Origin of the sequence: Advenella mandrilli, from assembly GCF_016595155.1 — a bacterium.
GTDB classification, from domain to species: Bacteria; Pseudomonadota; Gammaproteobacteria; order Burkholderiales; family Burkholderiaceae_B; genus Advenella; species Advenella mandrilli.
Window position 1 is genome coordinate 123,572 of the sequence record NZ_JAENGP010000001.1, and the last position, 25,897, is coordinate 149,468.

Genomic DNA, 25,897 nt, shown 5'->3' on the forward strand with positions numbered 1-25,897 from the left:
CATGGAGTGGTGTTACGCAGCTGCGTCCGTGGTCGGCTTATCGCACATTCGTGCCAGAACTAGACTTCAGGATGCCAAACATTGCTTTGTTGCAAACGGTGCTAATGGTGGCCGGGTGCTTTTTGCCGTGGTTGCGGATGGTGCGGGATCGGCCAAACTCGGCGGAGAGGGCGCGTCCATCATATGCCGGACCCTTGCCAGCCAAGCCCGAAGGGCGTTGTGCAGCCCAACGGAGCTACCTGATGATGAAACAATCTGGACATGGCTGGATATTGCCCGCGACCGCATACAACTGGCCGCAAAGAAGCGTGAACTGACCCCACGAGATTTTGCCGCAACGCTGGTTCTGGTAATTGCGTCACCGGATACTGTCGTTACTGCACACATAGGCGACGGCGCAATCGTCGCTCGTGATAGAGACGATGCCCAATGGAGTGTCCTTAGCAAACCGCATCATGGTGAGTACGCGTCGACCACCTATTTCGTCACTGATGATCCACAGCCAACCATGCGTATTGGTAGGCATCCCAACCGGTTCAATGCCATCGCAGCTTTTTCTGATGGCATCGAGAATCTTGTCCTTGATAGCGTTACCGGTGCAGCGTACGCTGCGTTTTTTACGCCGATGGCAAAACCGCTGGAGGCTTCGACCGTCACTGGCAGAGATTGCACGTTGAGCCGAAGCCTTGCCGCCTTCCTCGGTAGTGATCGTCTCAACGAGCGGACGGATGATGACAAAACTCTGATTGTCGCGGTGCAGAAATGACAATGGCCAAGTTGTTCGTAGGCAGCCAAGAGTTGCACATCGACAAGCGTATTGGCAGAGGTGGTGAAGGTGAGGTGTTCTCCATCAGTAATATGCCGGGATTTGCGGTGAAAGCCTATTTGCCAGCTATCGTGGCGGAGCGCGAAAAGAAAATTCAGGCAATGGTCAGTGCCCGTCTTGCAGACAATACATCCACAGTGGCTTTCCCACATCAAATGGTTGTTGATGGACGTGGAACTTTCGTTGGTTTTGTGATGCGGCTTGTTGAGAAGCACAAGGAAATTCACGAGCTTCAAACCCCGTCTTCACGGCAGAAATATTTCCCCAAAGCTGATTACACCTTCATCGTGCGCGTGGCACTGAACATCGCACGTGTATTCGCACAGATTCACGCTACGGGTTGCGTGGTTGGCGACATTAATCAGCGTGGTATTCTCGTATCCCCGACCGCTACCGTCGCCCTGATAGATGCCGACAGCTTTCAGGTCAGTGATGGTTCACAACGCTATCTGTGCGTCGTTGGCGTTCCAGAATACACGCCTCCAGAATTGCAGGGCAAATCCCTGAAGGCTATCGTCCGTACCACCGACCACGATGCTTTCGGGCTGGCTGTTTGCCTGTTCCAGTTGCTTTGCATGGACAGGCATCCATTTTCAGGCCAGTTCACAGGCCATGGGGACATGCCACTGGAAAAGGCTATTGCGGATTACCGCTTCGTCTATTCCTCTCGGAATACGGGCATGTTTCCACCTCCTGGCACAGTCAGGCTTGACGACTTCACTCCGAAAATTGCCCAACTTTTTGAAACGGCCTTTTCTCCCAACCATGTTGGGCAAAGACCGTCCGCATCGATATGGGTTGAAGCCCTTGGCGAACTGGAGTCCGCATTACGGGTTTGTAGTCAAAACAAACTTCATCATTATGCTCGGAATGCCAAGGAGTGCCCGTGGTGTCGGATGGAGAAGGCGTTCAGACGTCCCCTGTTTTTGGATCCGGGCTTCATAAATGTCGATGTCCCACCCGGTCGATTAGATCCGGCAGTAGGGTTTGTTCTGGACCTTTCTGCGTTCCTTTCAGCAATTAATGTGGTTACTATTCCGTCTTGTATATCGGTGGCAATCCCGCCGGTAGCAGGTGCACTTGCACCAAGTCAGGCAGCCAAGGAGGTACTGTCTCAAAAAAGACTGGCTCCTCTGGTCAAGATAGCCGGAGGCGCTCTTCTGTTCGGTGCAGCCTATGCGTTCGCATCTGATGTGCCCGGCATTGTCGCTTTGGGTACTGCTGCTTTTGGGGGGTGGCTGCTATTCCGCTCATCCTCACAGGTAGACGGTTTTCTGGCTGAATATCGAAAAGCCGCTGGTGCCTTGTCTTCGCGCATAGAGTCGCTTCAGCGCTCCTCGCCCATTGTTCAGGTCCTACGGAAAAAAGCGGAGGCGCTGGATGTTATTGACGAGTATAAACAATTGGCATCGGCATTTGGAAATGTCAGGAATGAATACGAGAAACATAGGCAGCAGAAGCAGATGGAGGGTCATCTCTCACAATTCCCAATCCGGGGCGCGCGTATTCCCAAAGTCAATTCTGGCGATATTGTGCAACTGGCGTCATATGGTTTCACCACAGCTTTTGATGCAAAACGGCGTAATGTGCAGCAGGTTTACGGTATTGGTCCAGTAAAGGCTTCCAACATCGCTGCGTGGATTAGGAGTGTGGAGGCTAAATTTCAGTTTCATAGCACCTATACGCCGGAAGAGCTGCGCCAAATCCAGAAAGAGCAGAACGAAATTATCACGAAACAACAAGGTCTTGAGGAGCGCCTTAAGAAGCTGGTCGGGGAGTTTCGTCAGGAAGCACAGCGCTTTGAAAGATGGCAGTCAGGCCGTGACCCCGAATTGACGCGGTTGGCCCAGCAACTCACCCAAGCGGAAGCGGATTTGTCGCATCTAGAGATGGCGGTTCCTTCCCGCCCGAATGTTGCACCCTTGTCGGTACCGCCCGTTTCAACACTTCAACGCAGCAGGCAATCACCGAATCCCGTCACAGGGGTACAGGTGATTTCCCCTTCAGCGCAACCTCATGCGGTCACTTGTCCACGATGCGGCAGCGGAATGGTGCGGAGAACTGCCCGCCGAGGCTCTCGTGCGGGTAGGTCGTTTTGGGGATGTTCTCGTTACCCAACCTGTAAAGGAACGCGGCAAATATAGAGTGATAGGGGGAGAGTAAGAAGTTAACGGTTTCAGCCTTTACGGTGGTAGGAAAAATTTCAGGCTTCATAAATGTTCAACCGTTAAGAATGGTGAACCTTCAATAAAATAATACTAGATGAAACAAAGACTAGGTTATAAATCTTCAAGTGGCCCTTTAATGAATTTATTAATTTGGCTTCTACTATTTTAATAGTATCAATTTAAAATAATTAACACGGATTAAGGGAAGTTCTGAAAGCATGAATGGTTCAGTGTTTCCTTGATGTCTTATTGAAGGATATAAAAATGAAAATTAATAATATTTATATTGTATTCACAATTTCTATTATCACCGGGTGTTCCTCTGTTAGTGAATATGAAATAAGAAAACAAAAGGCGAGAGAAGATCTTCCAAAATATGAAGCAGCTTATCAAAATACAAATTGTCAACGTTTGAAATTTAATTTTGAAAGATCAATGAGTTTTTCAAATTTAGATGCCAATAATTATCTAAAATGTTTGGAAATTGAAGAGGAAAGAAATGATCTTAGAGCAGTAGCTACTGGCATGATTAATAAATCTGAACTGTCTGCCTCTAAATCACTAAATGATAATAGATTAATATTTTCATCTTTATCCGAAGGAGAGATTTCTTTGGGAGATGCAAGGAAGATGTATGAACTTTCAAAAATAAAGGCAGAGCAAGATGCAAGCTCAGAAATAAGTTATTCAAACGCACTATATCGACAAGGCCTTGAAAACCAAAGGCGAACATGGGAAGAGCAGAATACTATTCGTGAAAATATGTTTAAGAGTTTGCAAAGATCTAGACCTATTGTTACTAGATGTAAACCTAATTTATCTGGTTCTGTGGATTGCACAACAACACAATAGTCTAATGTTATTGGAGTGTAGATTTACCGCTTGCCTAGATTTTATTATTTATGATGGTAAGAAAAAATTTATTATTTCATAATTTATCATATTTAAAAATGGTTATCCTTTAAAAAAATAATATCAATTGAAATTTAATCTTGATTTAAATTTTTTAATTGACCCATTGGTTGATTGATTTTCTTGGCTTCTAAAATATTAATAGTATAAAATTTATTTGGAAAAGAACAATGAATAAGGTATGGACTTATATTGGTGTAGAAAAAGCAAAAAGTTACCATTTGTATGGTGTGAAAGGATGGCTTCTGTTTTTTTATATCGCCAGTATGTTTGGTTGTCTCACAGAGTTGGGCGGTATAAGTAATGTTTTAATGGGGGCTGAATATACCGGCTGGAATCTGATTTCTCTTTTTCCAGGTATAGGAATTAATGTTTTTTGGATTCTTTTATGCTTTGTTGTTATTTCATATTTGTTTGCCTCAAAACACCCCAAAACAAGATTAATTGTTATTAGCTTACTCATTGCTACATTATTCGTTAAGACATATGCTTTTGCACAGCTGGGAGATATTCCGGGAGTAGGTGCTGATTTGGCTATTTTCGTTCTTGGGTGGATCATAAATGTTCTAATCTGGATACCTTATTTTATCCGATCAAAAAGGGCACGCCTAACGTTTGATAATCAAATTTTTGTAGAAAACAGTTCCCTTGTTGACCAACATGGCTATAGGCTTGCAAGTTGGGAAAATGAAATGGATAAAAACATTGAGTATCCGATGCTTCTTCCTATTAAAAAATCAGTCTCTGAGCACTGGTTTATTTACCCTGCAATTTTATTTATTGTTTTGACTTTGTTGGTATTGAACATAAATAACAATATTCCTGTCTCTTTATCAAATAACACATATCAACAAAGCAATAATACTAATGCACAAAAAACGGTTAATGTAGTTAAAACTCAACCTGTTGAGTCACTTATGTTTCAAAATACAATTAATATACCTACTTTTCCACAAACAGAACAGCCGTTGATACAAAGTCCTACTACAAATGAATCTCCTAAATTTACCAGTTATCCAGCTCAAAAAACATATTATGGAAAGAACGTAGCGGTAAAGCTGGTTTCTGAATTTGATCATTCATTTAGAACCAGGTTACGGGCAACTCAAAACTACCAAGCCAATTTTGCGGGAGACTATGTCCTTACCGCATGGGGTTGTGGAGCAATGTGTCTCATGGGTGCCGCTGTAAATACCCAAACAGGGGACGTTGTTTCATTGCCGGGAAGCATATGCTGCTGGCAGGGAGACGGTGAGAATGTAATATTTAAGCCCAATAGCCGTTTATTAGTGCTCGCTGGATACATTAATGAGGAAGGCGAGTATGGGGCTCACTTTTATGAACTTAAGGATAAAAAATTTGTACATATAAAAACTAATATAGTTCCTAAAAATAGCCAATTTTGAATAATCCCTTCACTATATAAATACTGGTTGCTCAGGTGGTTTCGATAGTATAAATATCTAGTTTTATTTTTATAGTATAACTTTTTGTTGTTGTTTTATTATGTGTCTGGTTGTCCTCAAGGAGATTTCAAATAAATATGGAGGAAATATTTTTCAGTAAAATATTTTTTACGAAAATTCATTGATTTTTATCAAAGATGATAAATTATTGAGATTTTGGAGAGAAAAGTGACTAAACGATTGACTAGTTTGACTTTTATTTTAATGGTGGCTGTTTGTTTTTTATTGCCTAAAAATTCTTATGCAATGAAATTTTCTATTATGAGTTTTACCTCTGATACTGAAAGAAGCTGGGCAGTTTTAAATCTAAAAAGAACAGGAATTTTTGATAAAAATATAATGATTGGTATTTATGCGAGTGGTGAAATTACTGAGAATTCACATCAAATATTACGTGATTTTATAAAAAAAAATAATATATCTCATGAGTCTGCAGTTGTTTATTTCAGTTCTCCAGGAGGTTCCTTATTAGGAGGTATGCTTTTAGGAGAAGTAATTAGAGAGTTTGGATTTGATACTGAAGTTGGTAAATATGATTCTGGAAAAGTACAAGAAGAGGCTGTTTGTGCTAGTGCTTGTGTATATGCATTTGTTGGTGGTGTTGGGCGATATGTTACAGATAAAGGTATACTTGGACTACACAGGTTTTATTCAAAAAATGGAAATTTATCTGAGGGAATTACTCAACAGCTAAGCGCTATTCTTATTAATTATTTATTATCGATGGGAGTAGACCCTAGTGTATTTTCATCTGCGGCTGTTGTTGCTTCTAATGAGATGTTGTGGTTAACTACAAGGCAAGCATTGGAGTTTAAAATTGTAAATTATGGGGAAGAACCAACTATAATAAAGCTAAAACAGACAATGGGGAAATCTTTCTTAGCTATTGGGCAAAACCATAGACTTTACTCGATGGTGTTTTCTTTATCTTGTCTTAATGGAAATACATATTTATTGAGTATTTTAAAAATAAATCCAAAATGGGCAAAATTTATATATGATAAAGCATTAGTAGCACAAATTGATTTTGATGGATATATTATTCATAGTGAATCAAGAGTGGGAGATCGGTTTGGATTGAAACTTGATAAAGGTTCTGTTTTTATAGAAAAACAACTTAGTAAAAATAATATTGATTTTTTACTAAAATCAAAATCATCGTTGACACTTATTATCAAAGGAAAGGAATTGTTTATTACTGCAGCAATCGTGAGAGTTAATGAGAATGTTATCGGAGAAATTCAGAATTACCTAAAAAACTGCCACTAAATTGTATTGCATAATTCGTTCGTTTTCAATATTTTCAAGTTGAATTTAATTTATTAACAGACTGCAAAAACATTTTATTCAGGCGATCCAACTGTATTTACAGCTATTTTTGAGAGATATCTGACGCCAAAAACGCAGGCACAAAAAAATCTTCGCAGGGGGGGCTTGTTAATTAGTCGTACCGCTGGATTGTCCGTTAACCAGTTTGCGTTGGTCGCTTTAAACAACGATGTGTTGTGTTTTATTCAGAGTCGACCAAACTATAGCTACGAAAGATAATTCTTTGTTTTTCATGGTTATCGAGTTGTACAACGCACTCCACCAAAACCATTCGGTTGGCAGTCTGTCGTCGTAGAGGAAGGAAATGCTCCTCTATCAAGCTGCTGTTGTAGTAATTCATTCTGCCGACGTTGTTGTGCTAGCAATTCATTGCGGTAGCGGCGATTTTCTATTTCTCTAAGTTCTTGAGTGGCATTGTATTGTCCATTAGGAGATCCATATAATTGCTGTTGGCGTAGTTGATCTTGATAGTTATAATCTTGCGCTTGTTGGCGGCCTCGTTCAATTGCCATAAAATCTATCCCTTGCGCAAACGAATAAGCAGGTAAAGAAATTGATATGATGAATAGGATGCGTTTCATATTTTTTTGATTAAAAATTTAATTAATAAAATAGTTCAACCTTACGTTGGGTAAAGTTTGGACTAGGAAAAACTCATAAATCTAGATGGAGGCTTATCTTCAATTAGCTTACTCGCAAAGATCAAATTAGCAGTAAGTTTCAATTAATTGATGTTGAGTTTCTGTAAGAATTATAGACTCAGTATAACGATTAGTTTTCATTTCAATTAGTTAATAATAGTCAAAATAGAGGATGTAACGTAATCGTCTCGTAAAGCTTGTAATTATCCCCATTTTTTGGCCACCTGCATATCGAGTTCAAGATCACCAAGCCGACGTAGTCTGCTCCAGAGTGTCAGATTGCCTGGGGGTAGATCGTGTTTTGGAGCAAGATAACAATTAAGCTTAGTCAGGTAAACCAGGTAGCTTGTGAAACAAAAATCACAAGTTAATCCCCCTATATACGTATTTTGAATACAAGCGTACATGAGTCTGTATGAGGTTCGTACACACGGTTCTGTGAGAGGGGTGAGGGGCTTACCCTGTTCAATATAAGCTTTGCAACTATTCAAGCTGGTGGGCGCATATGCGCTGAGCGTTTCTGCCAGCAATAAAAACCGTTGGTAGCGGTGCTTACAAGCGCGGCAACAGGTATTTCTCAAACAGCCATTTCAAACCATACAGTGCGGCAATAATAATACACACAATCGCCAGAAAATCGGCACTGAAAACACTTTGCTGCTTGTGAGGCAGGGCCATATACACGTTTTCATTGGCCGGTCTGGCATGCGTCATGGGTGTGGCTGACATGGGCAGATCGGCCTGCAAAATGACGTATTTTCCATCATTGGCTGCCTGTAATAATAGCTTGTTTACTTTAATGTATTGAAGATCCTGTTCCTGGTTTGTATTGCATATGAGTTTGGTGCCTTGGGCCCAGTTGTCATTGCCTTCGGGGCAATGGGCGGTAATGGTGTTGCCATTGCTGAAATGAACGCTCATCCACCCTTCAGTGCGTGAAGTGTAATCGCTGCTTACCGTTACGTCAGTCAGGTTTATGGTGGTCATGATACTTATCCCTTTGCTGTAAAACCTCGCCCTTCAGCTCACTTCAGGCAGGGGAGGGAGTCAACCTTTTAATTAATTCTTGCCAGAACCCTATTCTATCGAAAATAGCATGAAAAGGTGTTTTAACCATGGCAAGTAGCTGGTTTCTATTTGTTTTTAATATAAATTAACAGGTTTTTATTTTATTAAAGCAGGCGGATATTTCCTTGATTGATTTGAAAATAAACATGGCACGCAAAAAATCAGCCCTGAATACAGGGCTGATTAAAGTCAAGGGAAATAGATGGGTTTTATTTATTATTCAATTAACTGGCGCTTACTTTACCAAGACTGACAGCCGGTTTGGCATCGGGTTCCGGTTCGGTATGATAGCGACGCAACGGTTTGTTGGCGGTTTCTGGCATTAAAACAGTGACCCAGAAAAAGCACAGTACGGCTACTACGGTTACGTAAAATGCGGGTGCCAGATAGCTGCCTGTTTGTGCGGTCAACCAGATGGCCAGATAAGGGGCCGTACCACCAAAAATCGCAAATGTGATGTTGTAGCACATGCTGGATGCGGTATAACGCATATCGGTTGGGAACATTTCAGACAGCAAGGTAGCGGCCACGACGCTGGCTGCAACCTGCCCAATACCGATAATCAGCATACCGGCAATAGCGGCTTCCAATGTGGCACCATTGCTAACGACCATGTAGGCAGGAATGGTGAACAAAGCATGCCAGATCGCGGCAAATTGCATCATTTTACGGCGGCCAATTTTATCAGAGATAATACCGGCAATCGGGGTTAGGGCTGTCACGAATAGCAGGGCAACCATACTGGCTGTTAAGGATTGTGCTGGAGACAAGCCAATAACGGTACGCAGGAAGGTGTTCATGTAGGTTGAGAAAATATAGAATGACAGCGCATAAAGCACCACAAATCCACCCAGTTTCACAATATTGCGACCTTCTGCCTTGTATACCTGGGAAGCTGTGTAGCTGACCTGGCCTTTTTTCTCGGCACGCATTTGCTGGAACTCTGGTGATTCAGACAAATGATCACGAATGAAAAAGGCAACAACACCCATTGGAACGGCCAACAGGAAAATCGTACGCCAGCCCCATGCCCCCATGGCTTCTGGACCTATGATGGCGACCAGACCGGCACTAATACCTGCTGCCAGGGCAAAGGCAAAATAAGTGGCCGCTGACATCGCCCAAGCATAAGAGTTGCGTTTTTTCATGGGACTGTGTTCAACGGTATAAATGGTGGCGCCGGTATACTCACCACCTGCCGACAGCCCCTGGATACAGCGGATAATAATCAGTAAAACAGGCGCCCAGATACCAATGCTTTCATAGGTTGGGATCAGGCCAATGGCAGCGGTAGAACCTGACATTAGCAATACGGTTAAAGCCAGGATTTTTTTACGTCCAACCCTGTCACCCAGTTTGCCAAAGTAAATGCCTCCTATGGGCCTTACAATAAACGATACTAAAAACACCGCAAAAGTAGCCAGTAAACCAGCCATTTTGTCTTCGGTTGGAAAGAAATTCTGTGCAATATAAACGGCCATATAGCCAAATAAGGCAAAGTCAAACCATTCAACGACAGTACCTGCCGCTGAACCCATCATTACCTTCTTAATGTGGCTGGTATCGGTAGGTTCCGATGTCGCCACAGTCGCTTCCTGTTGCATACTTATGTCTCCTCAAGTATTGGAATTATCGTGTGTTCAAAATAAACCCCTGTGGGGTGTTGGTTTTTTTATTGTTTATCAACTTATGATTATCGTTATTAAAATTGATCCAAAAATCGAATAGTGAATACTAAACGATTGGAACAGGATAGGTATCTCCTTTTTTTTGAGTGTGTCTTAATAAATTTAAAATATTTTATTGTTATGCCTTATTACGCATAAACAGTAAACTAATACGCTGCCAATGGTTTGTCTATTCACTATTCGCACGGTATTATTGATCGAAATGTTATTAATGATGAGAATGGAGTTGAACCATGAGTCCTGTGCGCTTTGATCTGCATCACTTACGAGCTTTTAAAATGGTTGCCGAACAATTGCATTTTAAAAAAGCAGCAGAGCTTCTGCACATTACCCAGCCAGGCTTGACGCGTATTATCAAGGCGCTTGAAGAGGCTTTACAGGTCGAGCTGTTTGAACGCAGTACCCGGCACGTTAAGCTGACTGCCGCCGGCTTTCTGTTTTTGCAGGAAACCGAACAGGTTTTCATTCATTTGGAGCGGGGTATTGAACTGGCCCAAAAAGCCAAATTCGGCGATATCGGCCATTTAATCATTGCCTATAATGATTATGCGATTCAGGATGTCTTGCCCAATACGCTGGAACACTTCAGACAACAATATCCCAACATTACAACCGATCTTCTTTATATGCCAACCCAAGAGCAAATTCAGGGACTGCAACAAGGAAGCCTTGATTTGGGATTCGGCTTTGCTTTTTCCGATGATCCGGAAGAACTGGGTGTCCAGTGGAAACCGGTGTTTCAGGATGATCCCGTTGTGCTATTGCAGAAAGATCATTCTTTGGCGGGGCGTAAAGTCATTTCACTGGCGGATCTGGCCAATGAGCGTTTTGTGGTTGGTTCTAAAAATCACTGGCAGGTATGGCGACGTTATTTTTATTCCTTATGCCGTCATGCCGGGTTTCACCCAAATATCGTACAGGAAGCCAGTACCATCACCGGTATTATGAGCCTGGTGGCGGCTCATATGGGGATTGCCATTTTGTCGCAATCATTGCGCAAATATGTACACAGGGATTTGGTTGCTATTGATCTGGCTTTGTCAGGGCAATATCCGCAATCGTTCATTAGCATTATGTGGCAGGAAACCAATATTAATCCTTGTGTGCCTTTGTTTATCCAGAACATTTCTCCAGGCCTTATGGCACATTCGTAATCAGCATATTGAAAATGAGTATTTCTCATTGATGCTTGATGAACGGTCATGATTGAGTATTGATTATTTTGCTACATTGTCATTTTCAAATTCAGATTGTTTGTCATGAGTACACCTGAAATACAGTTTAGCTTTGATCATGTCATGCTGCGGATATTGGATCTGGAACGATCCCTTGCGTTTTATCGGGATATTCTGGGCATGAAGGTGCTGCGCCATATGGAATATGAGTCGGGCAGGTTTACCAATGTTTTTCTCAGCTTTAATGAAAACACGGAATCCAGCCTTGAGTTGACCTATAACTGGGACCGGCAGGACGTTTATGAAAAAGGCCAGGCTTTCGGGCATCTGGCGCTCATGGTAAGTGATATACACAAATCGGTGGAAAAGCTGGCGCAATGCGGTGTCAGAATCAAGACACCGCCCAAGAAAATGAATCACGGGCAACGCATTATTGCGTTTGTGCTTGATCCCGATGATTATTTGATTGAATTGATAGAACCGGTTTGAGTTATTTTGCTTGATAGGTGATTCGCCGGCAGGATCTGACCGGATACCTGGCCAAAACCGATTTTCAGGCCATTGACGCTGGCGCTGCCATTGAAGGTTACGGAATCACCGTCCTCCAGAAAGCGGCGATGCACGTCATCGGCCAGTGACAGTGGCTGTGTGCCGTTTTTGCTCATTTCAAGCAGGCAGCCTAGAGAGTCGGGCGTTGTGCCGCTGATCGTGCCGCTGCCCAACAGGTCTCCGGTACGCAGGTTGCAGCCCCCACTGGTATGATGGGCAATCTGCTGAGCAAAACTCCAGTACAGGTGACGGACATTGCTTGTTGAAACGGTGACAGGCTTGCCACCTGACGGTTGAATCTGTACCGTCAGGCCAATGTCAAAAGAGCGATGGCGGCGGGTTTGCAAATAGGGCAGGACTGGCGGATTTTGGGCTGGAAGTTCAACCGAAGCCGGCTCCAGTGCATCCAATGGAACGACCCAGGGCGAGATGGAGCTGGCAAAGGCCTTTGACTGGAATGGGCCTAAGGGGACATATTCCCAGCGTTGTACGTCACGCGCGCTCCAGTCATTAAGCAGGACCAGACCGAAAATATGCGCTTCGGCGCTGTCTGCCTCAAGCGGTTCGCCAAGTTCCGTTCCCGTGCCTATGAAAACCCCGACCTCAAGTTCGAAGTCCAGGGTTTTGGTGGGCTCCCAGGCGGGCATGCCAGTTTCCCCGGGTGGCAATTGGCCATTGGGCCGGCGTACAGGCGTGCCGCTGACAACAATGCTGCTTGCTCGCCCATTATAGGCAATGGGCATATGCATCCAATTGGGCGGCAGGGCATTGTCGGGACCACGAAACAGGACGCCACAATTGTAGGCGTGGTTTCTGGATGCATAAAAATCAGTATATTCGCTAATCAGGAAAGGCAAATGCAATGTGCAGTCCTGGAGAGGAATCAGGGCTTGCTCACGAATCGGATCTTCTGCCAGGCTGGAGCCTTCTTCAAGCAGGCCGGCAAGGGTTTCACGCAATGAAGTCCATGCGTCACGTCCGGTAGCGGCCAGGGCATTGAGTGAAGCCTGGCTGAATATCTCCGCTGGCAGGCAGGGCAGCCATCCTTCCCGTGCCAGCAAAGCCAGATCCAGGACACGGTTCCCAATCGCCACGCCTGCCCGGGGGGAAGGTTGCGTTGCGGTGCTGAATATGCCGTAGGGCAGGTTTTGCAATGGAAACTCGCTTTGGCGTGCACCGGGTACAAAAGAGTTTCTGTTGCTGTCAATAATATACATATCAGAGAATTCCAGTGAAGGATCAATAAGGAAAAAACAGGAAGCCTATGAGGCTGTTTCAGCGGACCGGTCGCGGACCGTCAACATACTCTCCCAGCGCTTCCAGCACGCGATAAAGGTGCCGGTCACGTTCCTGCTGCATTTCCAGGGAGGAGCGTCCCTGATAGTCGAAGAAGCCGGCGCCGGTACCGACCCCAAGCCTGCCTTCATTGACCCTGTCCTGCAAATATTTGGGCACGGCCTCGAAAGGCGGATCGGTAAAATCAGGATCCTGGAAATTGCGTACGCTCAGATTAAGGTTCGTGAAGTCGTAGCGTTGCAAAACGCCCAGAACCTGCATACGGGGGGCAATGCTTGCCCTGACCGCAATATCCAGATCTTCAGGGCTGATGACGCCCGATTCAAGCAGGTAGAAAATCTCGCGTCCGAGCAGACGCTGGAGACGGTTGATGACAAAACCGTTGATCATCTTGTTCAGGCGTACCGGTACCTTGCCAATGTTTTTCAGGATATCGATGGTTTCCGTTACGAGCCGGTCAGTGTTGCCGCCATCACCCACCACCTCTACCAGCGGGACGATATGAGCCGGAGCGAACCAGTGTGCCACCAGCAGACGGCCTGCCATGTCGGGTTCGATCAGTTCAAAAACATTCAATGTGGAAGTGTTGCTCCAGATAACGGTATGCGGCTTTGCCAGTTTTTGTACGGTCTGGAAAACGGCTTGCTTGATTTCTTTTTTTTCGGATACCGCCTCTATGACCAGGTCGGCTTGCGCAACCGTGTCTTCAATGCCTACCCGAGCGTCCACGCGTTCAATGATTTGTCTGGCCTGTGTGTCATCCAGCAAGCCTTCGCTGACTTTCAGGGCAACACTGTCACGAAGCGAGGCCATGCCTTTGTCCAGGTTTTCCGGAGAAATTTCGCACATCGTGACACGATATCCGGCTTCGGCAAAAACCAGAGCAATGCCGGGACCCATGATGCCGGCACCCAGTACGGCCACTTTGCTGGTGGCGGGATTGAAGGGCTGGCTGTTCAGGGTAAGGGTGTTTGTAGGATTCATCACTTGCTTATTCATCTTTCAGTCGATTGATAATTTCTTTTTCGTTGGTAAAAGTCTGTTTGGCCCATTCGGTATAGTCCTGATGGTTGCGGTAAGACAGTTCAATGCCAAGGGGGCGTGCTTTTTCAATGAATGCCGGGTCTTGTATGGTTTCTTCCACCGCTTTTGCCAGTTTGGCCACAACGTCAGGGTTCATGCCGGCGGGTCCGCCGATTCCCAGGGGAGACAGCATTTCCACATTGAAGCCGCGTTCCTTGAGTGTGGGCGTGTCAGGAAAATCGGGTGAGCGTTCCGCTCCCGCTACAGCCAGGACACGCACTTGCCCGTTTTCCACGAAAGGCAGGATGGTGCTGGTGGCGCTGATAATATTGACATGGTCGCCAAGCAGGGCCGTGATGGCATCCGAGTCGCCTTTGTATGGAATGAATGTCCAGTCGAGGCCGGCTTCACGGCCCAGTTCCGTCATGGCCAGATGGTTGGAGCTGTATTGCGCGGAAGCGGCATAACTGTATTTGCCGGGATTGTTTTTGGCGTCTTCTACCAGTTCTTCAATGCTTTGCCAGGGTGATTTGGCCGGTACGGCAATCACATAAGTATAGTTCGAGACAGAGGCGATCCAGGTCAAGTCTTGCAACGGATCATATTTGACCTTGACCAGATAGGGCTGGCGCAATACGGACAGGGGTAGCAAAGACAGGCTGTAGCCGTCAGGCTTCTGGTTTTTCATGTGCATGGCACCCATGGTGCCGTTGGCGCCCGCTTTGTATTCAATCACGATATTGCCCTCCAGGCGTTTGCCCGCATGGTCGGCAAGCAAGCGGGCCAAGGCGTCGGTATTGCCGCCTGGCGAATAGGGCACGATCAGGGAAATGGGTTGTTTGGGGTAGTCGGTTGCGGCATGCGTTGTTGTGGCAGTAAACAGTGCAAGCAGGGTGCATGCGGAAAGGGCGTGCAGGTGCCGGAAGGTTTTGTGTGTTTTCATATTGTCTCCAGATAGGGGTCAAGGGAAGAGGTCAAGCTCCAGTTTCAGATAACGTGCGTCATAGTCAACACGGGACCAGTAAATCAATACTTTGTCCTTGTTATAGATGCGCCGGACAATTTGTGCGATCGGTGAACCGATCGGGATGTGCAAATGGCTGGCGGTGTCTTCGTTTGCGGAAATGACGGTGATGGTTTGGTGGCCGCTCGCCAGCAGGTTTTCTGCATGGTTACCCAGTACGGAAATGATGGATTGTTGCTGGATCAGGTCTTTCAGCTCTCCGTAAAGACCGGCTTCCAGGTAAACCCGGCTGACGCATACGCTGATATTGCGCCGGCTGTAAACGCGCCGCAGGCCCTGATAACGGCTGGCAACGGTACCTTCAACCAGGCATTCTTCCGGCAATGCTTGCGGTTCTGGTGCCAGGCATTCCAGTTCCAGTGGTTTGTTCAGGTTGCCGCGCGCAATCAGTTCGGCCCAGCTGGCGCCAATTTCAAAGCGGGGCAACCGGCAATCGGGCAAGGCTTTGACAAAAGTACCTTTGCCACGGGAACTCACCAGCAAGCCTTCTTGCTCAAGTTCGGTAATGGCCGTTCTTACTGTTACCCGTCCCACTCCGAATTCCCGCATCAGGATTTCAATGGTGGGAATCTGCTCGCCGCAAGGCCACAGACCATTCTCAATGCGAAGGCGAAAGATAGTGGCCAGCTGCAGATAGATGGGTTGTTTGCTTTTTGACCAGTCGAAGGGTTTATTTAAAAGACTCATAGTTCTATAATTGGGACTTTAGGTTAAATTGTAAGGGTATTCGGGATGGGATTGCGATAGGTATAAACCCTGATCCGGTTAATGTGAGGCGGCTGTCAATGTTATTGCGAGCGTGGGCAAGAGAACCTGGCAGGCCGGGCAGGGCTGTGCAAGTCCGGTTTTGGTTTAGTGAGTACGGGAGCCCTGCTCGCCAAGGGCAAGTAAAATGCCGCATGAATCGGTTGTGGCAGCAATCGTGCATTGCCGGCGCAATTCGGTCAAGTGCTGTTTGAGCAAGGTCAGTTCTTTAAGGCGGGTTTCCACGGCGTGAATATGTTCGTTCAGCAGGGTATTGACGTCGCAACAGCTTTCACTGTGTGTGTCGCGCAACTGCAGCAGGGTTTCTAATGTCCTTTATAGACAGGAGAAATTTATGCGAATTCATAATGAATCAATGCCAAGAGAGGGCAGTGGCAGCAGGCATATCATGCAGGTAGAAGGCATGACTGCGCCAGTTGCGTGGCTAAAATTGAAACGGCTTTGCAGCGTATGCCGGGTGTTTCTGACTTTCAGCTTAATTTTGCGGCAGAAAAACTGGAACTGACGCTGTCCTCCGATTCGGCTACCAGGAAAAGTGTACTAGCTCAAACATGACCTTGCATGAACTGGTTTAATTCAGCGCTTCCTTGGCCGCTTCTTCTGGCGTCAATCCGTTGTAGAATTGATCGGTAAACCATTCGGCCTGTTCTTCGATATGGTCTTGCGCTTCGCGCAAGGTTGCGCCTGCTTTTACCAAAAAGCCTTCAACTTCAATACACCATTCGATTAATGCCACTTCGTCTGGATCGGGCATGCTTTTCTTGTTCATGTTTTTCCTTTGCTTGAACGTACACTATGTTTGTCAGGGTGCCACACAATAAATGCAGCGTTAATATTAAGCATCTATATCATACAGAATATATGGAATAAAACGTTCGTATGCTACAATTTATGCACTTTTTGCGCAGTATTTTCCTCTTTGCAGATCAAGCACTTCGTTCTGTCATCTCCCGTTTAAATTCCAGCCGCTCTGGCTTGGGTTTTTTGCTCACCTGAAAATAAAGATCTACCCTTAATGATTATCCTCAAGAACGTGACCTTGCGTCGCGGCAGTAAAATATTACTCGACAAAACCTCTGTCTCGCTCAATCCTGGTGAAAAAGTGGGTTTGGTCGGTCGAAATGGCGTGGGCAAATCCTCATTATTTGCGTTGCTCAATGGCACGCTGCACGAGGATGGGGGCGAATTTTCCATTCCAACACAGTGGCGTATGTCGCAAGTAGCGCAAGACATGCCAGAAACCGAACAAAGCGCAACGGATTTTGTGGTGGATGGCGACACCCTGTTGCAGGCGGCGAAAATCGAAGTTGCCGCATCTGAAGCCAGCGATGATGGCATGCGAATGGCGCACGCCTATATGGCATTGAATGATGCGGGTGCGCACGATGCTCCCTCTCGGGCACAGGCACTTATTCTGGGGCTTGGTTTTAGTATTGCCGAGCTCGACAGGCCGGTAAACAGTTTCTCGGGCGGATGGCGCATGCGTCTGCAATTGGCGCGTGCGCTGATGTGCCCGTCGGATTTTCTGTTGCTGGATGAGCCAACCAATCACCTGGATTTGGATGCCTTGGTGTGGCTGGAAGCCTGGCTTAAGAATTATGCCGGTACGATGGTAGTGATAAGTCATGATAGGGAATTCCTGGACGCCGTCACTAATGTTACGCTGCATATTGATCATGGCAAGCTGGTGCGCTACAGCGGTAATTACAGCAAGTTCGAAGATATGCGGGCCGAACAAATGTTGCTGCAACAGGCGGCACAGGCCAAGCAACAGGAACGGGTTGCACACCTGCAAAAATTCATTAATCGCTTCAAGGCGAAAGCCAGTAAGGCCAAGCAGGCGCAAAGCCGCGTTAAGGCACTTGAGCGCATGGAAAAAATTGCGCCCATTTTGGCTGATGCCGAGTTTCAGTTTGAATTCAAAGCGCCAGCCAACTTGCCTAACCCCATGTTGGCAATGACTGCTGCCAGCTTAGGTTATCCGCCATTTGACGATGCGCCGGCCGGCGCAAAGCCTACTGTCATTGTGCAGAACGTTAATCGTTCTGTTTTGGCCGGGCAGCGCATTGGCATTCTTGGCGCCAATGGGCAAGGCAAATCGACGCTGGTAAAAACCATTGCCGGTGCATTGCAGCCGGTCGCGGGCGAAATCATTACCGGGAAAGGTTTGAATATTGGTTATTTTTCACAGCAGGAACTGGATGTTCTTCGGCCTGCTGACAACCCGCTGGAGCACATGATACGCCTGGTAAAGGAAACGCCAGCCAACGTGCGCCCCAGTGCCATGGAATGTCGTGAGCAGGGGTTACGTAATTTTCTGGGTACTTTCAATTTCAGTGGCGATATGGTTAACCAGTCAGTCGGAAGCATGAGTGGAGGCGAAAAGGCCCGTCTGGTTTTGTGCATGATCGTTTGGCAGCGCCCCAATTTGCTGCTGCTCGACGAACCAACCAACCATTTGGATTTGGCAACTCGTGAGGCCCTGAGCATCGCCTTGAATGAGTTTGAAGGCTCGGTGATGCTGGTCAGCCATGATCGCGCTTTGCTGCGTTCGGTTTGTGATGAGTTCTGGCTGGTGTCGCGCGGCGGCATGGAAAACTTTGACGGGGATCTTGATGATTATCAGGTCTATCTGTTGGAAGAGGCTAAACGTCAGCGGGAAGCCCCGACCGTATCAACTGGTCTCTTTCTTGAAATAGAGGGCACGGGACGGTAAGGCAAAGTGGCAGCCGTGCCCATGGACGATATCGACGATTTTCAAGTAAACCTCTTCTTGGATCTCCAGCCATTCGGCCCACTTAACCGTTTTGGTGAAGCAATATACCAGGATATTCAACGAAGAATTACTAAACTGGTTGAAATTCACCAGCAGCGTCTGGCTGCTGTCGATCCCGTTGTGTTGTTGCAGCATAGTCCGGATATCGTTAACAATGGCGGCTATTTTGTTGGCATCTTCATAGCGCAGACCAATTTCTGTCTCGATGCGGCGGTGGGTCATGCGTCCCGGGTTCTCTACAATGATTGTGGAAAAAACCGAATTCGGCACGTACAATGGCCGATGATCGAAGGTAATAATTTTAGTCAGTCTCCAGCCGATCTCGGTGACTGTGCCTTCGATATTCCTGTCAGGAGAGGATACCCAGTCGCCAATATTGAAGGGCCGGTCAAAGTACAGCATGATGCCTGAGAAAAAATTGCTTAAGATGTCTTTGCCTGCCAGGCCAATGGCAATGCCACCGATACCGCCAAAGGTTATAAGACCAGACATACTTATGCCGAAATGCTCACCAAATAGCAACATGATTACAACGAAAGTTGTCAGCTTTAATACCCGCGATATCATACGTGATGAAGTCTGATTCTTGCCCTTCTGGATCTGGTTGTACTCAAGGCGATTAATCAGCAAGAATAGTTCCCGCATAACAATTAAGACAATCATCAGGATTGCTAAAAAATCCACATCCCTAATGGCAACATACTTCCAGTGAAATTCTACAATAGCCATTTGAATGTATTGCTTCACGACTAGTACCAAGGTGCACCGCACGGTGATCTGCAGCAGGTGAAAAATGATGCTGTGCGTTAATTGGCTATGACGATGGGCGTAAAAACGCAGGCCGATGGAAACCAGTAGGCAGGCAAGCACCAACATGGCACCAATAGCATACTGGCTGAGGAAATCTTCTGGAGAGTTTAAAGTAAGTTTGTCCATTTTTTGCCAAGAAATAAATTAATATCCGTATGGGCATTGTTTTTTTGCCATACCACCGTCAACTATTAGCAAAAGTCGCTTTGCGTTTTTGTGTAAAGGCAAGAATACCTTCCTGTACATCCTCCTCACTTGCACTTTCAACAATAAAGTGACGTTCCTGTGCCAAATGGTTTTCTAATGTTCTTTGGGAAAAAGTGTGATCGAGTAAGCGCTTTACCCTTGAGATTGCTTTTGAGGGACCGCTTTGTAGCATCTTGAGCAAAGCATGCGTTTGCGTCATTAAGTCAGCATCAGGATACACCTCATCAACGATTCCCAGACCTAAACACCTTTGGGCATCCAGGGTGGCATTGGACATAAACAATTGTTTGGCTTTACATGCACCGATACGATTGGCCAATAACCAGGAACTGCCTGCATCGGGTGATAATCCAATCGCCGTATAGCCGCAGCGTAATTTCATCGACTCTGCTGCCAGTACAAAATCAGCAACCAGGGCTAAGCCGATACCCGCACCACCTACCGCGCCATTCAATGTAGATACAATAGGAATGCCAGAATTCGCCAGTTTCAAAAGCGCCTCATTTAAGGGAACAATGAGTGAATCAACATAGGCAGGCAGGTTTTCCCGTTCTTCTATAAATGCACGTATATCACCGCCCACACAAAAATTCTTCCCGGCGCCGGTCAGTAAAATGGCCCTTACCGACGCAGTATTCAAAATTTCATTTACCGCATCAGAAAATGATGTGATCATCTCAAGGTTGAGCGCATTTCCGTGATCTGCCCTGCTTAGCGTAATGGTGGCAATACCGGCATCAATATTAAAATGTAGTGCTTTACTATCAAAATGATGATTGCTATTAAGGTCTACAGTGTCCATTTTATCTCCAGAAGAGGTTTGGTTCGATCTTGATAATCAGTCGGAAAATACGCTTTTCCCAGTGCGGGTGTTTTCAATTGTGCTGATAGTTAGTCAAACACTAAGCCTGCAAAATAGTCTGTTTACGATAGGCACCCGGCGCACTGCCTGTCCACATTTTAAAAGCGCGGTTGAAGGCGGCAGGATCTTCAAAACCCAGGTCATTACCAATCGTGGCAATGGGCGTATCGGTTTTATTTAATAAATCGATGGCGATATCCCGCCGTAGTTTGTCTTTGGTTTTTTGAAAGGTAGTGCCTTCAGAAGCCAGGTGTCTGGCAAGCGTACGCGGTGATATATGCTGAATCAAGGCGACATCATTAATGGTTACGTTTTCATGTAATCTGTTTTGCAAGTAGTGCCGCAGTTGGTGGGTATGGGGCCTGTCATTGGGTGAGAAATAAAACCAGTTAAGGGGTGCGTTACGGACGAACTCATTAAGCACAGACTGGTCTTTGCGAATGGGCTCATGCAAATAAACCGGATCCATATACAGTGCCGTTTCATTTTGATTGAATGTTACCGGACCTGGATAGAGTTGCTCGTATTCAGCAGCATGACTGGGTTCGGTAAAAGGAAAGGCGATGGATACGAAGGGTATTTTGCGCTCTATCAGCCAGGATGAAACGCCTTGTACCAGCATCAATAGCAGCTCAAGTGCCCATGTGCGCGTAAGGCCCAAATCATTCTTTTCTTCAAGTTCTATTTTAATGAGACCGTCTGGACACGTCCTGACTTTGTATTCCACATCGTCATTGATTAAGCGGAAAAAATTACGGAACCGGTTAAGCGCCACACCAAGATCGGGGGCGTCCAGCATAATCATGCATAAATATTTAAGCGTTCCATTACGCAGTGGGCGTGAGAAAAGACCAGGCGTTTCATCGTTAAGCTCGATTGCCAAAACACGGTATAGTTGAGCGAATTTGCTCATGGTTATGCGTGTTCCTTCAAGCTCTAAAAGGGTGGGAGATAGTCCTGTTTTGGTAATCCATTTTTCATTATAGCTTGAATGCTTTGATGCCCCTGCTAATAAAGCATTAATAAAATGTACTGAAATAGTTTGAACTTCCATGAGTTATCACCTTGATTGACGCGGTTTCTACGGGTTGATATACAAACATGGGGTAGAAGATGAATAGAATACACGACCAGGTGACGGGGTCCATTTTAGATGCTGAATACCTAGGGTAAACACATAGGGTGGCTGGAAGGTGGCAGCTTTTGCATAGTTTTAGTCTTTTTCTGCCATTTGAAAATATAAATTACTGTCCTAAAATGAATCACATAACTGAGTCAGATAATAAATAAATCCAGACAAAAAATAAAATAATGAAGTACCAAAAAAATATATAACGGTTACGAGAGGAGACATCGTGAAGCAATCTGTTATTGAGCCATTGCTAACGCTGGGCAACATTACGCTCGCTTTCGGCGGCGTAAAAGCATTAACTGATGTGGGGTTTAACGTTGTACCAAATACCATCACGACCGTGATTGGTCCTAATGGTGCCGGTAAAACCTCACTGTTTAATACGATTTCCGGTTTTTACAAACCGCAGGCGGGTGAAATATTCTTTGAAGGTAAAAATATTACCTCGACCCCTGCACCAGAGCGTGCGCGTTTAGGTTTGGCGCGAAGCTTCCAGAATATTGCCCTGTTTCGTGGCATGACCGTATTAGACAATATCAAGTTGGGACGCCATGCGCATTTACGTACCAACGTTTTGGACTCTTTCTTTTATATAGGCCGTGCCAGGCGTGAAGAATTAGAGCTGCGCCGTGAGGTTGAAGAGCGCATCATTGATTTCCTTGAAATAGATCACATAAGACATCATCCTGTTTCAGCCTTGCCCTATGGTTTGCAAAAACGCGTAGAAATGGCAAGGGCCCTGGCCATCCGGCCCAAGATTCTTATGCTGGATGAACCCGTGGCGGGTATGAACCGTGAAGAAACTGAAGACATGGCGCGCTTTATTTTGGATGTACGCCAGGAGTGGGGTATTACCGTATTAATGGTAGAGCACGATATGGGTATGGTTATGGATTTATCCGACCATGTGGTTGTGCTTAATTTCGGTCAGGTTATTGCAGACGGCACACCTGAAGAAGTACAGCAAAACCCGGAAGTCATACGTGCCTATCTCGGATCGGGCGATGTGTCTGATTTGCGTCAGCGTTTGCGCCAACCCGTCACACAGTAGGTGGAACCATGGATTTTGATTGGCTATTTTTTGCGGAAATCAGTTTGGCCGGGCTTGGTACAGGGGGCCTTTATGCGCTAACTGCCCTGGCCTTTGTCATCATTTTCAAAAGCACGGGTGTGGTTAACCTGGCTATTGGCGAAATGCTGATGGTTGGCGCTTATTTGGTTTATGGGCTGGCTACGGGTTTCGGCCTGCCAATGTGGTTGGCCATCGTTGTTGGTGTCCTTGGCAGTGGCCTGGCCGGTGGGGTGATAGAACGATTGGCGATTAGGCCCATGGTGGGAGAATCACCTATCTCAACCTTTATGATTACCGTGGGTTTGGCCTCTGTACTTGTGGGGGCCGTCGAGTTGATCTGGACGGCAGATCAACGACGTATGCCACCCATTATGCCCGATGAAGCCATATTTATCGGAGAGGCGTTTGTTTCGTCTAAAGTGTTTTATGGTTTTTTTGTGACCCTCATCCTGATCTCTTTAGGGTTACTTGTGTTTAGATTTTGGCGTGGTGGTGTGGCGTTACGGGCGACCGCTTTTGACCAGGGGGCTGCTTATTCAATGGGTATTAATGTGCCGCGCGTTTTTTCGCTTTCCTGGGTTATTGGGGCCATGATTGCGGCCGTGGCTGGTGTGATTGTTGGCGCTATTGGCGGCATCTCACCGGCGATGGGCATCTTTGGCTTGTCAGTGCTGGTGGTTGTGATTGCAGGCGGCCTTGATAGCGTGCTTGGGGCCTTAGTCGCTGGGATGGCCATCGGGCTTATAGAATCGTGGGCAAGTGGATTTTTAGGCGGTGAGTACAAAGTTGTGGTCACCTTCCTGATACTAATAATTGTACTGATGATCAGACCGTATGGCCTGTTTGGTACCCGTGAGATCGAGAGGTTGTAATGCGTATAGGAACGGCAAAATTTACTTATAAACACGACGAAGCGTTATTTGACAGTCGTACACAATATGCGTGGTTGTTGGTATTGGCATGCAGCCTGGTCGCATTTCCTTTCATTGCCAATGAGTATTGGCTATACCTCGCGTGTTTGGTAATGATTAATATCGTTAGCGCCACGGGGCTAAATATCCTTACAGGCTACACGGGCCTGGTCAGCCTGGGGCAGGCGGCGTTTATGGGCATTGGCGCGTATGCGGTTGCCTATATGGATAACCATTTTGGTACACCTGTTATTTTTAATCTATTAATAGCAGGTGGCATCACGATGTTGGGCGGGGTTGTGGTTGGCATTCCATCGTTAAGGGTAAAAGGGCTTTACCTTGCCATTGCGACGATTGCAGCATCCATGATATTGCATTTTATTTTTGCCAATTGGGGTTCAGTCACAGGGGGGACGGCTGGTCTTACGGTGGCGCCACCGGTGCTGTTTGGTTTTTCTCTGGATACCTCTTTCCTGTTTTACTGGATGGTGGTGCCCGTTATGGTAATGATGTTATTGGGTGCGGCGAACCTGTTCCGGACACGCATCGGCAGGGCATTTATCGCGATTCGCGATCGTGATATTTCAGCAGAGGTGCTTGGCATACCCTTGCTGCGTTATAAGCTTTTGTCATTTGGTTTGTCGTCTTTTTATGCGGGTGTGGCGGGTGGCTTATGGGCGTATTTCTTTCGTATCGTTACGCCCGAGAGCTTTCCCCTAAGCATGTCCATCTTCTTTTTAACCGCCATTATTGTGGGGGGTATGGGTTCTACCCTGGGGAGTATTCTGGGGGCTGTTTTTGTGACAATGATACCCGAGGCCCTCAAGCTCATCGTAGGGTGGTTGCCTATCTCGGCAGATGCAACCCTTATTTTATCGCCCGTACGGACGATTGTATTTGGTTTGTTAATTATTGGTTTTTTAATTGTAGAGCCGCTGGGTCTTCAGGAAATCTGGCAGCGTATACGACGTTTTTTTCACTTATGGCCTTTTAAATCATAAACGTTATAACAGCAGGAGACATCATGAAAATTAAAACGATGAAAAACTGGCTTGCGGGTTCCGTTGTTGCCAGTCTGTTAGGAGTGGCTGGTATTGCCCAAGCCAATGATAAAGAAATTGTAATCGGCGGTTCCATACCAATGAGTGGCGTATTTTCCTTCGCGGGTATAGGTATTCACGCGGGTATACAGGATTACGTCAAAATTATTAATGATTCGGGCGGCATCGAAGGATACAAGCTTAGATATGTGCCAGAGGACAGTGGTTATAAAGTAGATGTCTCTGTAGCGGCATTTAAAAAAATAACCAGCCAGAATAAAGTTGATTTTTATTACGGCGATTCGACGGGTTTCAGTAAAACCATTAACCCTGAGTTAAATCGCATGAATTCTATATTAATGTCCGGGGCATCATTTGCCACTGAACTTAATGATCCAGAAAAATACCCATACCAATTTTTAGCGGGCCCGGACTATACCGAAATGTTTAGTATTTTGCTGCGCTATATCGCCCAGGAAAAACCAGGTGCCAAGGTTGCTTTTGTGTATTCAGATACAGAGTTTGGCCGTGACCCGATTGAAGCCAGCCGCAAGGTGGCTGAAGAGCTTGGCCTGAAGGTGGCGCTAGAGTTGATGACACCACCCGGTAGTGTTGATGTATCTACGGAAATGGCAAAAATGCGTCGTGCTAAACCAGACTACACTATTTTCCACGGTTATATATTGGCCCCCATTCCAGAGTTTATTGAGCAGGCTCGAAATATGAAGCTGGATACAAAATTTATGGGTACGTTCTGGACCATGGATAATTCTACCGTTATGCAAATGGGGGAAGTCGGAGACGGGTTTATGGGCGTTATGCCATACCGTTACTATTATGACGAGTCTGCCCCTGCGCCCATGTTGGAAAAGATTCGTGAAATGCGCCCTGAGTATCAAAACGTACCATACATACAAGGCTTTTTATCTGCCATGCTTTATACCGAATCAGCCCGTCGTGTGTTAGCCGAAGGTAAAGAATTAACGGCAGGAAATATGAAAGCGGCACTTAATACGATTAAAGACTTTGATACAGGAGGCCTTATCGGTGTGCCTATCACCATTAGTGGCAACTCTATACCTGTTGGCCGTATTTATAAGGCTGACGTAAGCAAGGGGCAAATGGTACCTGCATCTGAGTGGATTGTTTTGGAGTAA

At 46.0% G+C, this 25,897-nt stretch carries 25 protein-coding genes; 13 read left to right on the forward strand and 12 right to left on the reverse strand.

Annotation, left to right across the window (positions count from 1 at the left end):
* Position 1: 1 nt before the first annotated feature.
* The 5 genes from JHL22_RS00580 (at position 2) to JHL22_RS00600 (ending at position 6,641) form a co-directional block, all read left to right on the forward strand.
* Entirely contained in the window at positions 2-766 is a 765-nt protein-coding gene (locus tag JHL22_RS00580) for a PP2C family serine/threonine-protein phosphatase (protein WP_200232708.1), read from the forward strand.
* 2 nt (positions 767-768) lie between these two features.
* A complete protein-coding gene (locus tag JHL22_RS16175; protein ID WP_200232711.1) occupies positions 769-2,970 on the forward strand; it encodes a topoisomerase DNA-binding C4 zinc finger domain-containing protein in 2,202 nt (733 codons plus the stop codon).
* Between the two features lie 288 nt (positions 2,971-3,258).
* Positions 3,259-3,846, forward strand: coding sequence for a hypothetical protein (locus JHL22_RS00590; protein WP_200232712.1), 588 nt, complete (start codon positions 3,259-3,261; stop codon positions 3,844-3,846).
* A 230-nt stretch (positions 3,847-4,076) separates the two neighbouring features.
* The gene (locus tag JHL22_RS00595) at positions 4,077-5,312 is read left to right on the forward strand and encodes a DUF2569 family protein (RefSeq protein WP_200232713.1); all 1,236 of its coding nucleotides are present in this window, start codon (positions 4,077-4,079) and stop codon (positions 5,310-5,312) included.
* A gap of 228 nt (positions 5,313-5,540) precedes the next feature.
* A complete protein-coding gene (locus JHL22_RS00600) occupies positions 5,541-6,641 on the forward strand; it encodes a COG3904 family protein (RefSeq protein ID WP_200232714.1) in 1,101 nt (366 codons plus the stop codon).
* Between the two features lie 296 nt (positions 6,642-6,937).
* On the opposite strand, the gene JHL22_RS00605 is transcribed toward JHL22_RS00600, so the two are convergent.
* The 3 genes from JHL22_RS00605 to JHL22_RS00615 form a co-directional block, all read right to left on the reverse strand.
* Entirely contained in the window at positions 6,938-7,282 is a 345-nt protein-coding gene (locus JHL22_RS00605; protein WP_200232716.1) for a hypothetical protein, read from the reverse strand.
* Between the two features lie 612 nt (positions 7,283-7,894).
* Positions 7,895-8,329, reverse strand: a complete 435-nt coding sequence (locus JHL22_RS00610; RefSeq protein ID WP_200232717.1) for a hypothetical protein — start codon at positions 8,327-8,329, stop codon at positions 7,895-7,897.
* Positions 8,330-8,634: 305 nt separating this feature from the next.
* Positions 8,635-10,014: an MFS transporter gene (locus tag JHL22_RS00615; RefSeq protein ID WP_200232718.1), complete on the reverse strand. Its 1,380-nt coding sequence runs from the start codon at positions 10,012-10,014 to the stop codon at positions 8,635-8,637.
* Between the two features lie 317 nt (positions 10,015-10,331).
* Here JHL22_RS00615 and JHL22_RS00620 point away from each other — a divergent pair, with 317 nt between their 5' ends.
* Both JHL22_RS00620 and gloA read left to right on the forward strand, forming a co-directional pair.
* Entirely contained in the window at positions 10,332-11,252 is a 921-nt protein-coding gene (locus JHL22_RS00620; RefSeq protein ID WP_200232719.1) for a LysR family transcriptional regulator, read from the forward strand.
* 105 nt (positions 11,253-11,357) lie between these two features.
* Complete coding sequence (gene gloA, locus JHL22_RS00625) at positions 11,358-11,762, forward strand: lactoylglutathione lyase (RefSeq protein ID WP_200232720.1); 405 nt, start codon at positions 11,358-11,360, stop codon at positions 11,760-11,762.
* On the opposite strand, the gene fahA is transcribed toward gloA, so the two are convergent.
* The 5 genes from fahA to JHL22_RS00650 form a co-directional block, all read right to left on the reverse strand.
* On the reverse strand, positions 11,732-13,039 hold the full coding sequence (fahA, locus tag JHL22_RS00630; RefSeq protein ID WP_200232721.1) for a fumarylacetoacetase: 1,308 nt from the start codon (positions 13,037-13,039) through the stop codon (positions 11,732-11,734). The two genes, gloA and fahA, sit on opposite strands and share 31 nt — an antisense overlap.
* Before the next feature lie 58 nt (positions 13,040-13,097).
* Entirely contained in the window at positions 13,098-14,102 is a 1,005-nt protein-coding gene (locus tag JHL22_RS00635; RefSeq protein ID WP_234041036.1) for a 3-hydroxyacyl-CoA dehydrogenase family protein, read from the reverse strand.
* A 7-nt stretch (positions 14,103-14,109) separates the two neighbouring features.
* Positions 14,110-15,084, reverse strand: coding sequence for a tripartite tricarboxylate transporter substrate binding protein (locus tag JHL22_RS00640; RefSeq protein WP_200232723.1), 975 nt, complete (start codon positions 15,082-15,084; stop codon positions 14,110-14,112).
* An 18-nt stretch (positions 15,085-15,102) separates the two neighbouring features.
* Positions 15,103-15,852 carry a GntR family transcriptional regulator gene (locus JHL22_RS00645; RefSeq protein WP_200232724.1) on the reverse strand — a complete coding sequence of 250 codons (750 nt, stop codon included), beginning with the start codon at positions 15,850-15,852 and terminating at the stop codon, positions 15,103-15,105.
* A 165-nt stretch (positions 15,853-16,017) separates the two neighbouring features.
* The gene (locus tag JHL22_RS00650; RefSeq protein WP_234041025.1) at positions 16,018-16,221 is read right to left on the reverse strand and encodes a MerR family transcriptional regulator; all 204 of its coding nucleotides are present in this window, start codon (positions 16,219-16,221) and stop codon (positions 16,018-16,020) included.
* Positions 16,222-16,380: 159 nt separating this feature from the next.
* Here JHL22_RS00650 and JHL22_RS15895 point away from each other — a divergent pair, with 159 nt between their 5' ends.
* On the forward strand, positions 16,381-16,485 hold the full coding sequence (locus tag JHL22_RS15895; protein WP_234041037.1) for a hypothetical protein: 105 nt from the start codon (positions 16,381-16,383) through the stop codon (positions 16,483-16,485).
* Between the two features lie 16 nt (positions 16,486-16,501).
* Here JHL22_RS15895 and JHL22_RS00660 read toward each other — a convergent pair whose 3' ends face one another.
* Entirely contained in the window at positions 16,502-16,699 is a 198-nt protein-coding gene (locus JHL22_RS00660) for a hypothetical protein (protein ID WP_200232725.1), read from the reverse strand.
* A 246-nt stretch (positions 16,700-16,945) separates the two neighbouring features.
* On the opposite strand from JHL22_RS00660, the gene JHL22_RS00665 reads away from it, so the two are divergent.
* Complete coding sequence (locus tag JHL22_RS00665) at positions 16,946-18,646, forward strand: ABC-F family ATP-binding cassette domain-containing protein (protein ID WP_200232728.1); 1,701 nt, start codon at positions 16,946-16,948, stop codon at positions 18,644-18,646.
* On the opposite strand, the gene JHL22_RS00670 is transcribed toward JHL22_RS00665, so the two are convergent.
* The 3 genes from JHL22_RS00670 to JHL22_RS00680 all read right to left on the reverse strand — a co-directional run bounded on the left by JHL22_RS00670 (position 18,605) and on the right by JHL22_RS00680 (position 21,639).
* Positions 18,605-19,642 (reverse strand): mechanosensitive ion channel family protein, encoded by a 1,038-nt coding sequence (locus JHL22_RS00670; protein ID WP_329610612.1) that lies wholly within the window; start codon positions 19,640-19,642, stop codon positions 18,605-18,607. The two genes, JHL22_RS00665 and JHL22_RS00670, sit on opposite strands and share 42 nt — an antisense overlap.
* Before the next feature lie 58 nt (positions 19,643-19,700).
* Positions 19,701-20,525, reverse strand: coding sequence for an enoyl-CoA hydratase/isomerase family protein (locus JHL22_RS00675; protein ID WP_200232729.1), 825 nt, complete (start codon positions 20,523-20,525; stop codon positions 19,701-19,703).
* 100 nt (positions 20,526-20,625) lie between these two features.
* Positions 20,626-21,639, reverse strand: a complete 1,014-nt coding sequence (locus tag JHL22_RS00680; RefSeq protein ID WP_200232730.1) for an AraC family transcriptional regulator — start codon at positions 21,637-21,639, stop codon at positions 20,626-20,628.
* A gap of 301 nt (positions 21,640-21,940) precedes the next feature.
* Here JHL22_RS00680 and JHL22_RS00685 point away from each other — a divergent pair, with 301 nt between their 5' ends.
* The 4 genes from JHL22_RS00685 to JHL22_RS00700 are packed head-to-tail and all read left to right on the forward strand — an operon-like array spanning position 21,941 to position 25,897.
* Positions 21,941-22,768, forward strand: coding sequence for an ABC transporter ATP-binding protein (locus JHL22_RS00685; RefSeq protein ID WP_329610613.1), 828 nt, complete (start codon positions 21,941-21,943; stop codon positions 22,766-22,768).
* Positions 22,769-22,776: 8 nt separating this feature from the next.
* Positions 22,777-23,661, forward strand: a complete 885-nt coding sequence (locus JHL22_RS00690; protein WP_200232732.1) for a branched-chain amino acid ABC transporter permease — start codon at positions 22,777-22,779, stop codon at positions 23,659-23,661.
* Positions 23,661-24,701: a branched-chain amino acid ABC transporter permease gene (locus JHL22_RS00695; protein ID WP_200232733.1), complete on the forward strand. Its 1,041-nt coding sequence runs from the start codon at positions 23,661-23,663 to the stop codon at positions 24,699-24,701. Before JHL22_RS00690 ends, JHL22_RS00695 begins: the two co-directional genes overlap by 1 nt.
* A 38-nt stretch (positions 24,702-24,739) precedes the next feature.
* On the forward strand, positions 24,740-25,897 hold the full coding sequence (locus tag JHL22_RS00700) for an ABC transporter substrate-binding protein (protein WP_407926752.1): 1,158 nt from the start codon (positions 24,740-24,742) through the stop codon (positions 25,895-25,897).

What these genes read in the sequence shown, in the direction of transcription:
- gloA (WP_200232720.1), top strand. Translation starts at nt 11,358, where the DNA reads ATGAGTACACCTGAAATACAGTTTAGCTTTGATCATGTCATGCTGCGG.
- fahA (WP_200232721.1), bottom strand. Translation starts at nt 13,039, where the DNA reads ATGTATATTATTGACAGCAACAGAAACTCTTTTGTACCCGGTGCACGC.
- JHL22_RS00670 (WP_329610612.1), bottom strand. Translation starts at nt 19,642, where the DNA reads ATGGACAAACTTACTTTAAACTCTCCAGAAGATTTCCTCAGCCAGTAT.
- JHL22_RS00665 (WP_200232728.1), top strand. Translation starts at nt 16,946, where the DNA reads ATGATTATCCTCAAGAACGTGACCTTGCGTCGCGGCAGTAAAATATTA.
- JHL22_RS00595 (WP_200232713.1), top strand. Translation starts at nt 4,077, where the DNA reads ATGAATAAGGTATGGACTTATATTGGTGTAGAAAAAGCAAAAAGTTAC.
- JHL22_RS00645 (WP_200232724.1), bottom strand. Translation starts at nt 15,852, where the DNA reads ATGAGTCTTTTAAATAAACCCTTCGACTGGTCAAAAAGCAAACAACCC.
- JHL22_RS00660 (WP_200232725.1), bottom strand. Translation starts at nt 16,699, where the DNA reads ATGAACAAGAAAAGCATGCCCGATCCAGACGAAGTGGCATTAATCGAA.
- JHL22_RS00675 (WP_200232729.1), bottom strand. Translation starts at nt 20,525, where the DNA reads ATGGACACTGTAGACCTTAATAGCAATCATCATTTTGATAGTAAAGCA.
- JHL22_RS00615 (WP_200232718.1), bottom strand. Translation starts at nt 10,014, where the DNA reads ATGCAACAGGAAGCGACTGTGGCGACATCGGAACCTACCGATACCAGC.
- JHL22_RS00590 (WP_200232712.1), top strand. Translation starts at nt 3,259, where the DNA reads ATGAAAATTAATAATATTTATATTGTATTCACAATTTCTATTATCACC.
- JHL22_RS16175 (WP_200232711.1), top strand. Translation starts at nt 769, where the DNA reads ATGGCCAAGTTGTTCGTAGGCAGCCAAGAGTTGCACATCGACAAGCGT.
- JHL22_RS00700 (WP_407926752.1), top strand. Translation starts at nt 24,740, where the DNA reads ATGAAAAACTGGCTTGCGGGTTCCGTTGTTGCCAGTCTGTTAGGAGTG.
- JHL22_RS00580 (WP_200232708.1), top strand. Translation starts at nt 2, where the DNA reads ATGGAGTGGTGTTACGCAGCTGCGTCCGTGGTCGGCTTATCGCACATT.
- JHL22_RS00605 (WP_200232716.1), bottom strand. Translation starts at nt 7,282, where the DNA reads ATGAAACGCATCCTATTCATCATATCAATTTCTTTACCTGCTTATTCG.
- JHL22_RS00635 (WP_234041036.1), bottom strand. Translation starts at nt 14,102, where the DNA reads ATGAATCCTACAAACACCCTTACCCTGAACAGCCAGCCCTTCAATCCC.
- JHL22_RS00640 (WP_200232723.1), bottom strand. Translation starts at nt 15,084, where the DNA reads ATGAAAACACACAAAACCTTCCGGCACCTGCACGCCCTTTCCGCATGC.
- JHL22_RS00690 (WP_200232732.1), top strand. Translation starts at nt 22,777, where the DNA reads ATGGATTTTGATTGGCTATTTTTTGCGGAAATCAGTTTGGCCGGGCTT.
- JHL22_RS00695 (WP_200232733.1), top strand. Translation starts at nt 23,661, where the DNA reads ATGCGTATAGGAACGGCAAAATTTACTTATAAACACGACGAAGCGTTA.
- JHL22_RS00680 (WP_200232730.1), bottom strand. Translation starts at nt 21,639, where the DNA reads ATGGAAGTTCAAACTATTTCAGTACATTTTATTAATGCTTTATTAGCA.
- JHL22_RS00610 (WP_200232717.1), bottom strand. Translation starts at nt 8,329, where the DNA reads ATGACCACCATAAACCTGACTGACGTAACGGTAAGCAGCGATTACACT.
- JHL22_RS00620 (WP_200232719.1), top strand. Translation starts at nt 10,332, where the DNA reads ATGAGTCCTGTGCGCTTTGATCTGCATCACTTACGAGCTTTTAAAATG.
- JHL22_RS15895 (WP_234041037.1), top strand. Translation starts at nt 16,381, where the DNA reads ATGCCGGGTGTTTCTGACTTTCAGCTTAATTTTGCGGCAGAAAAACTG.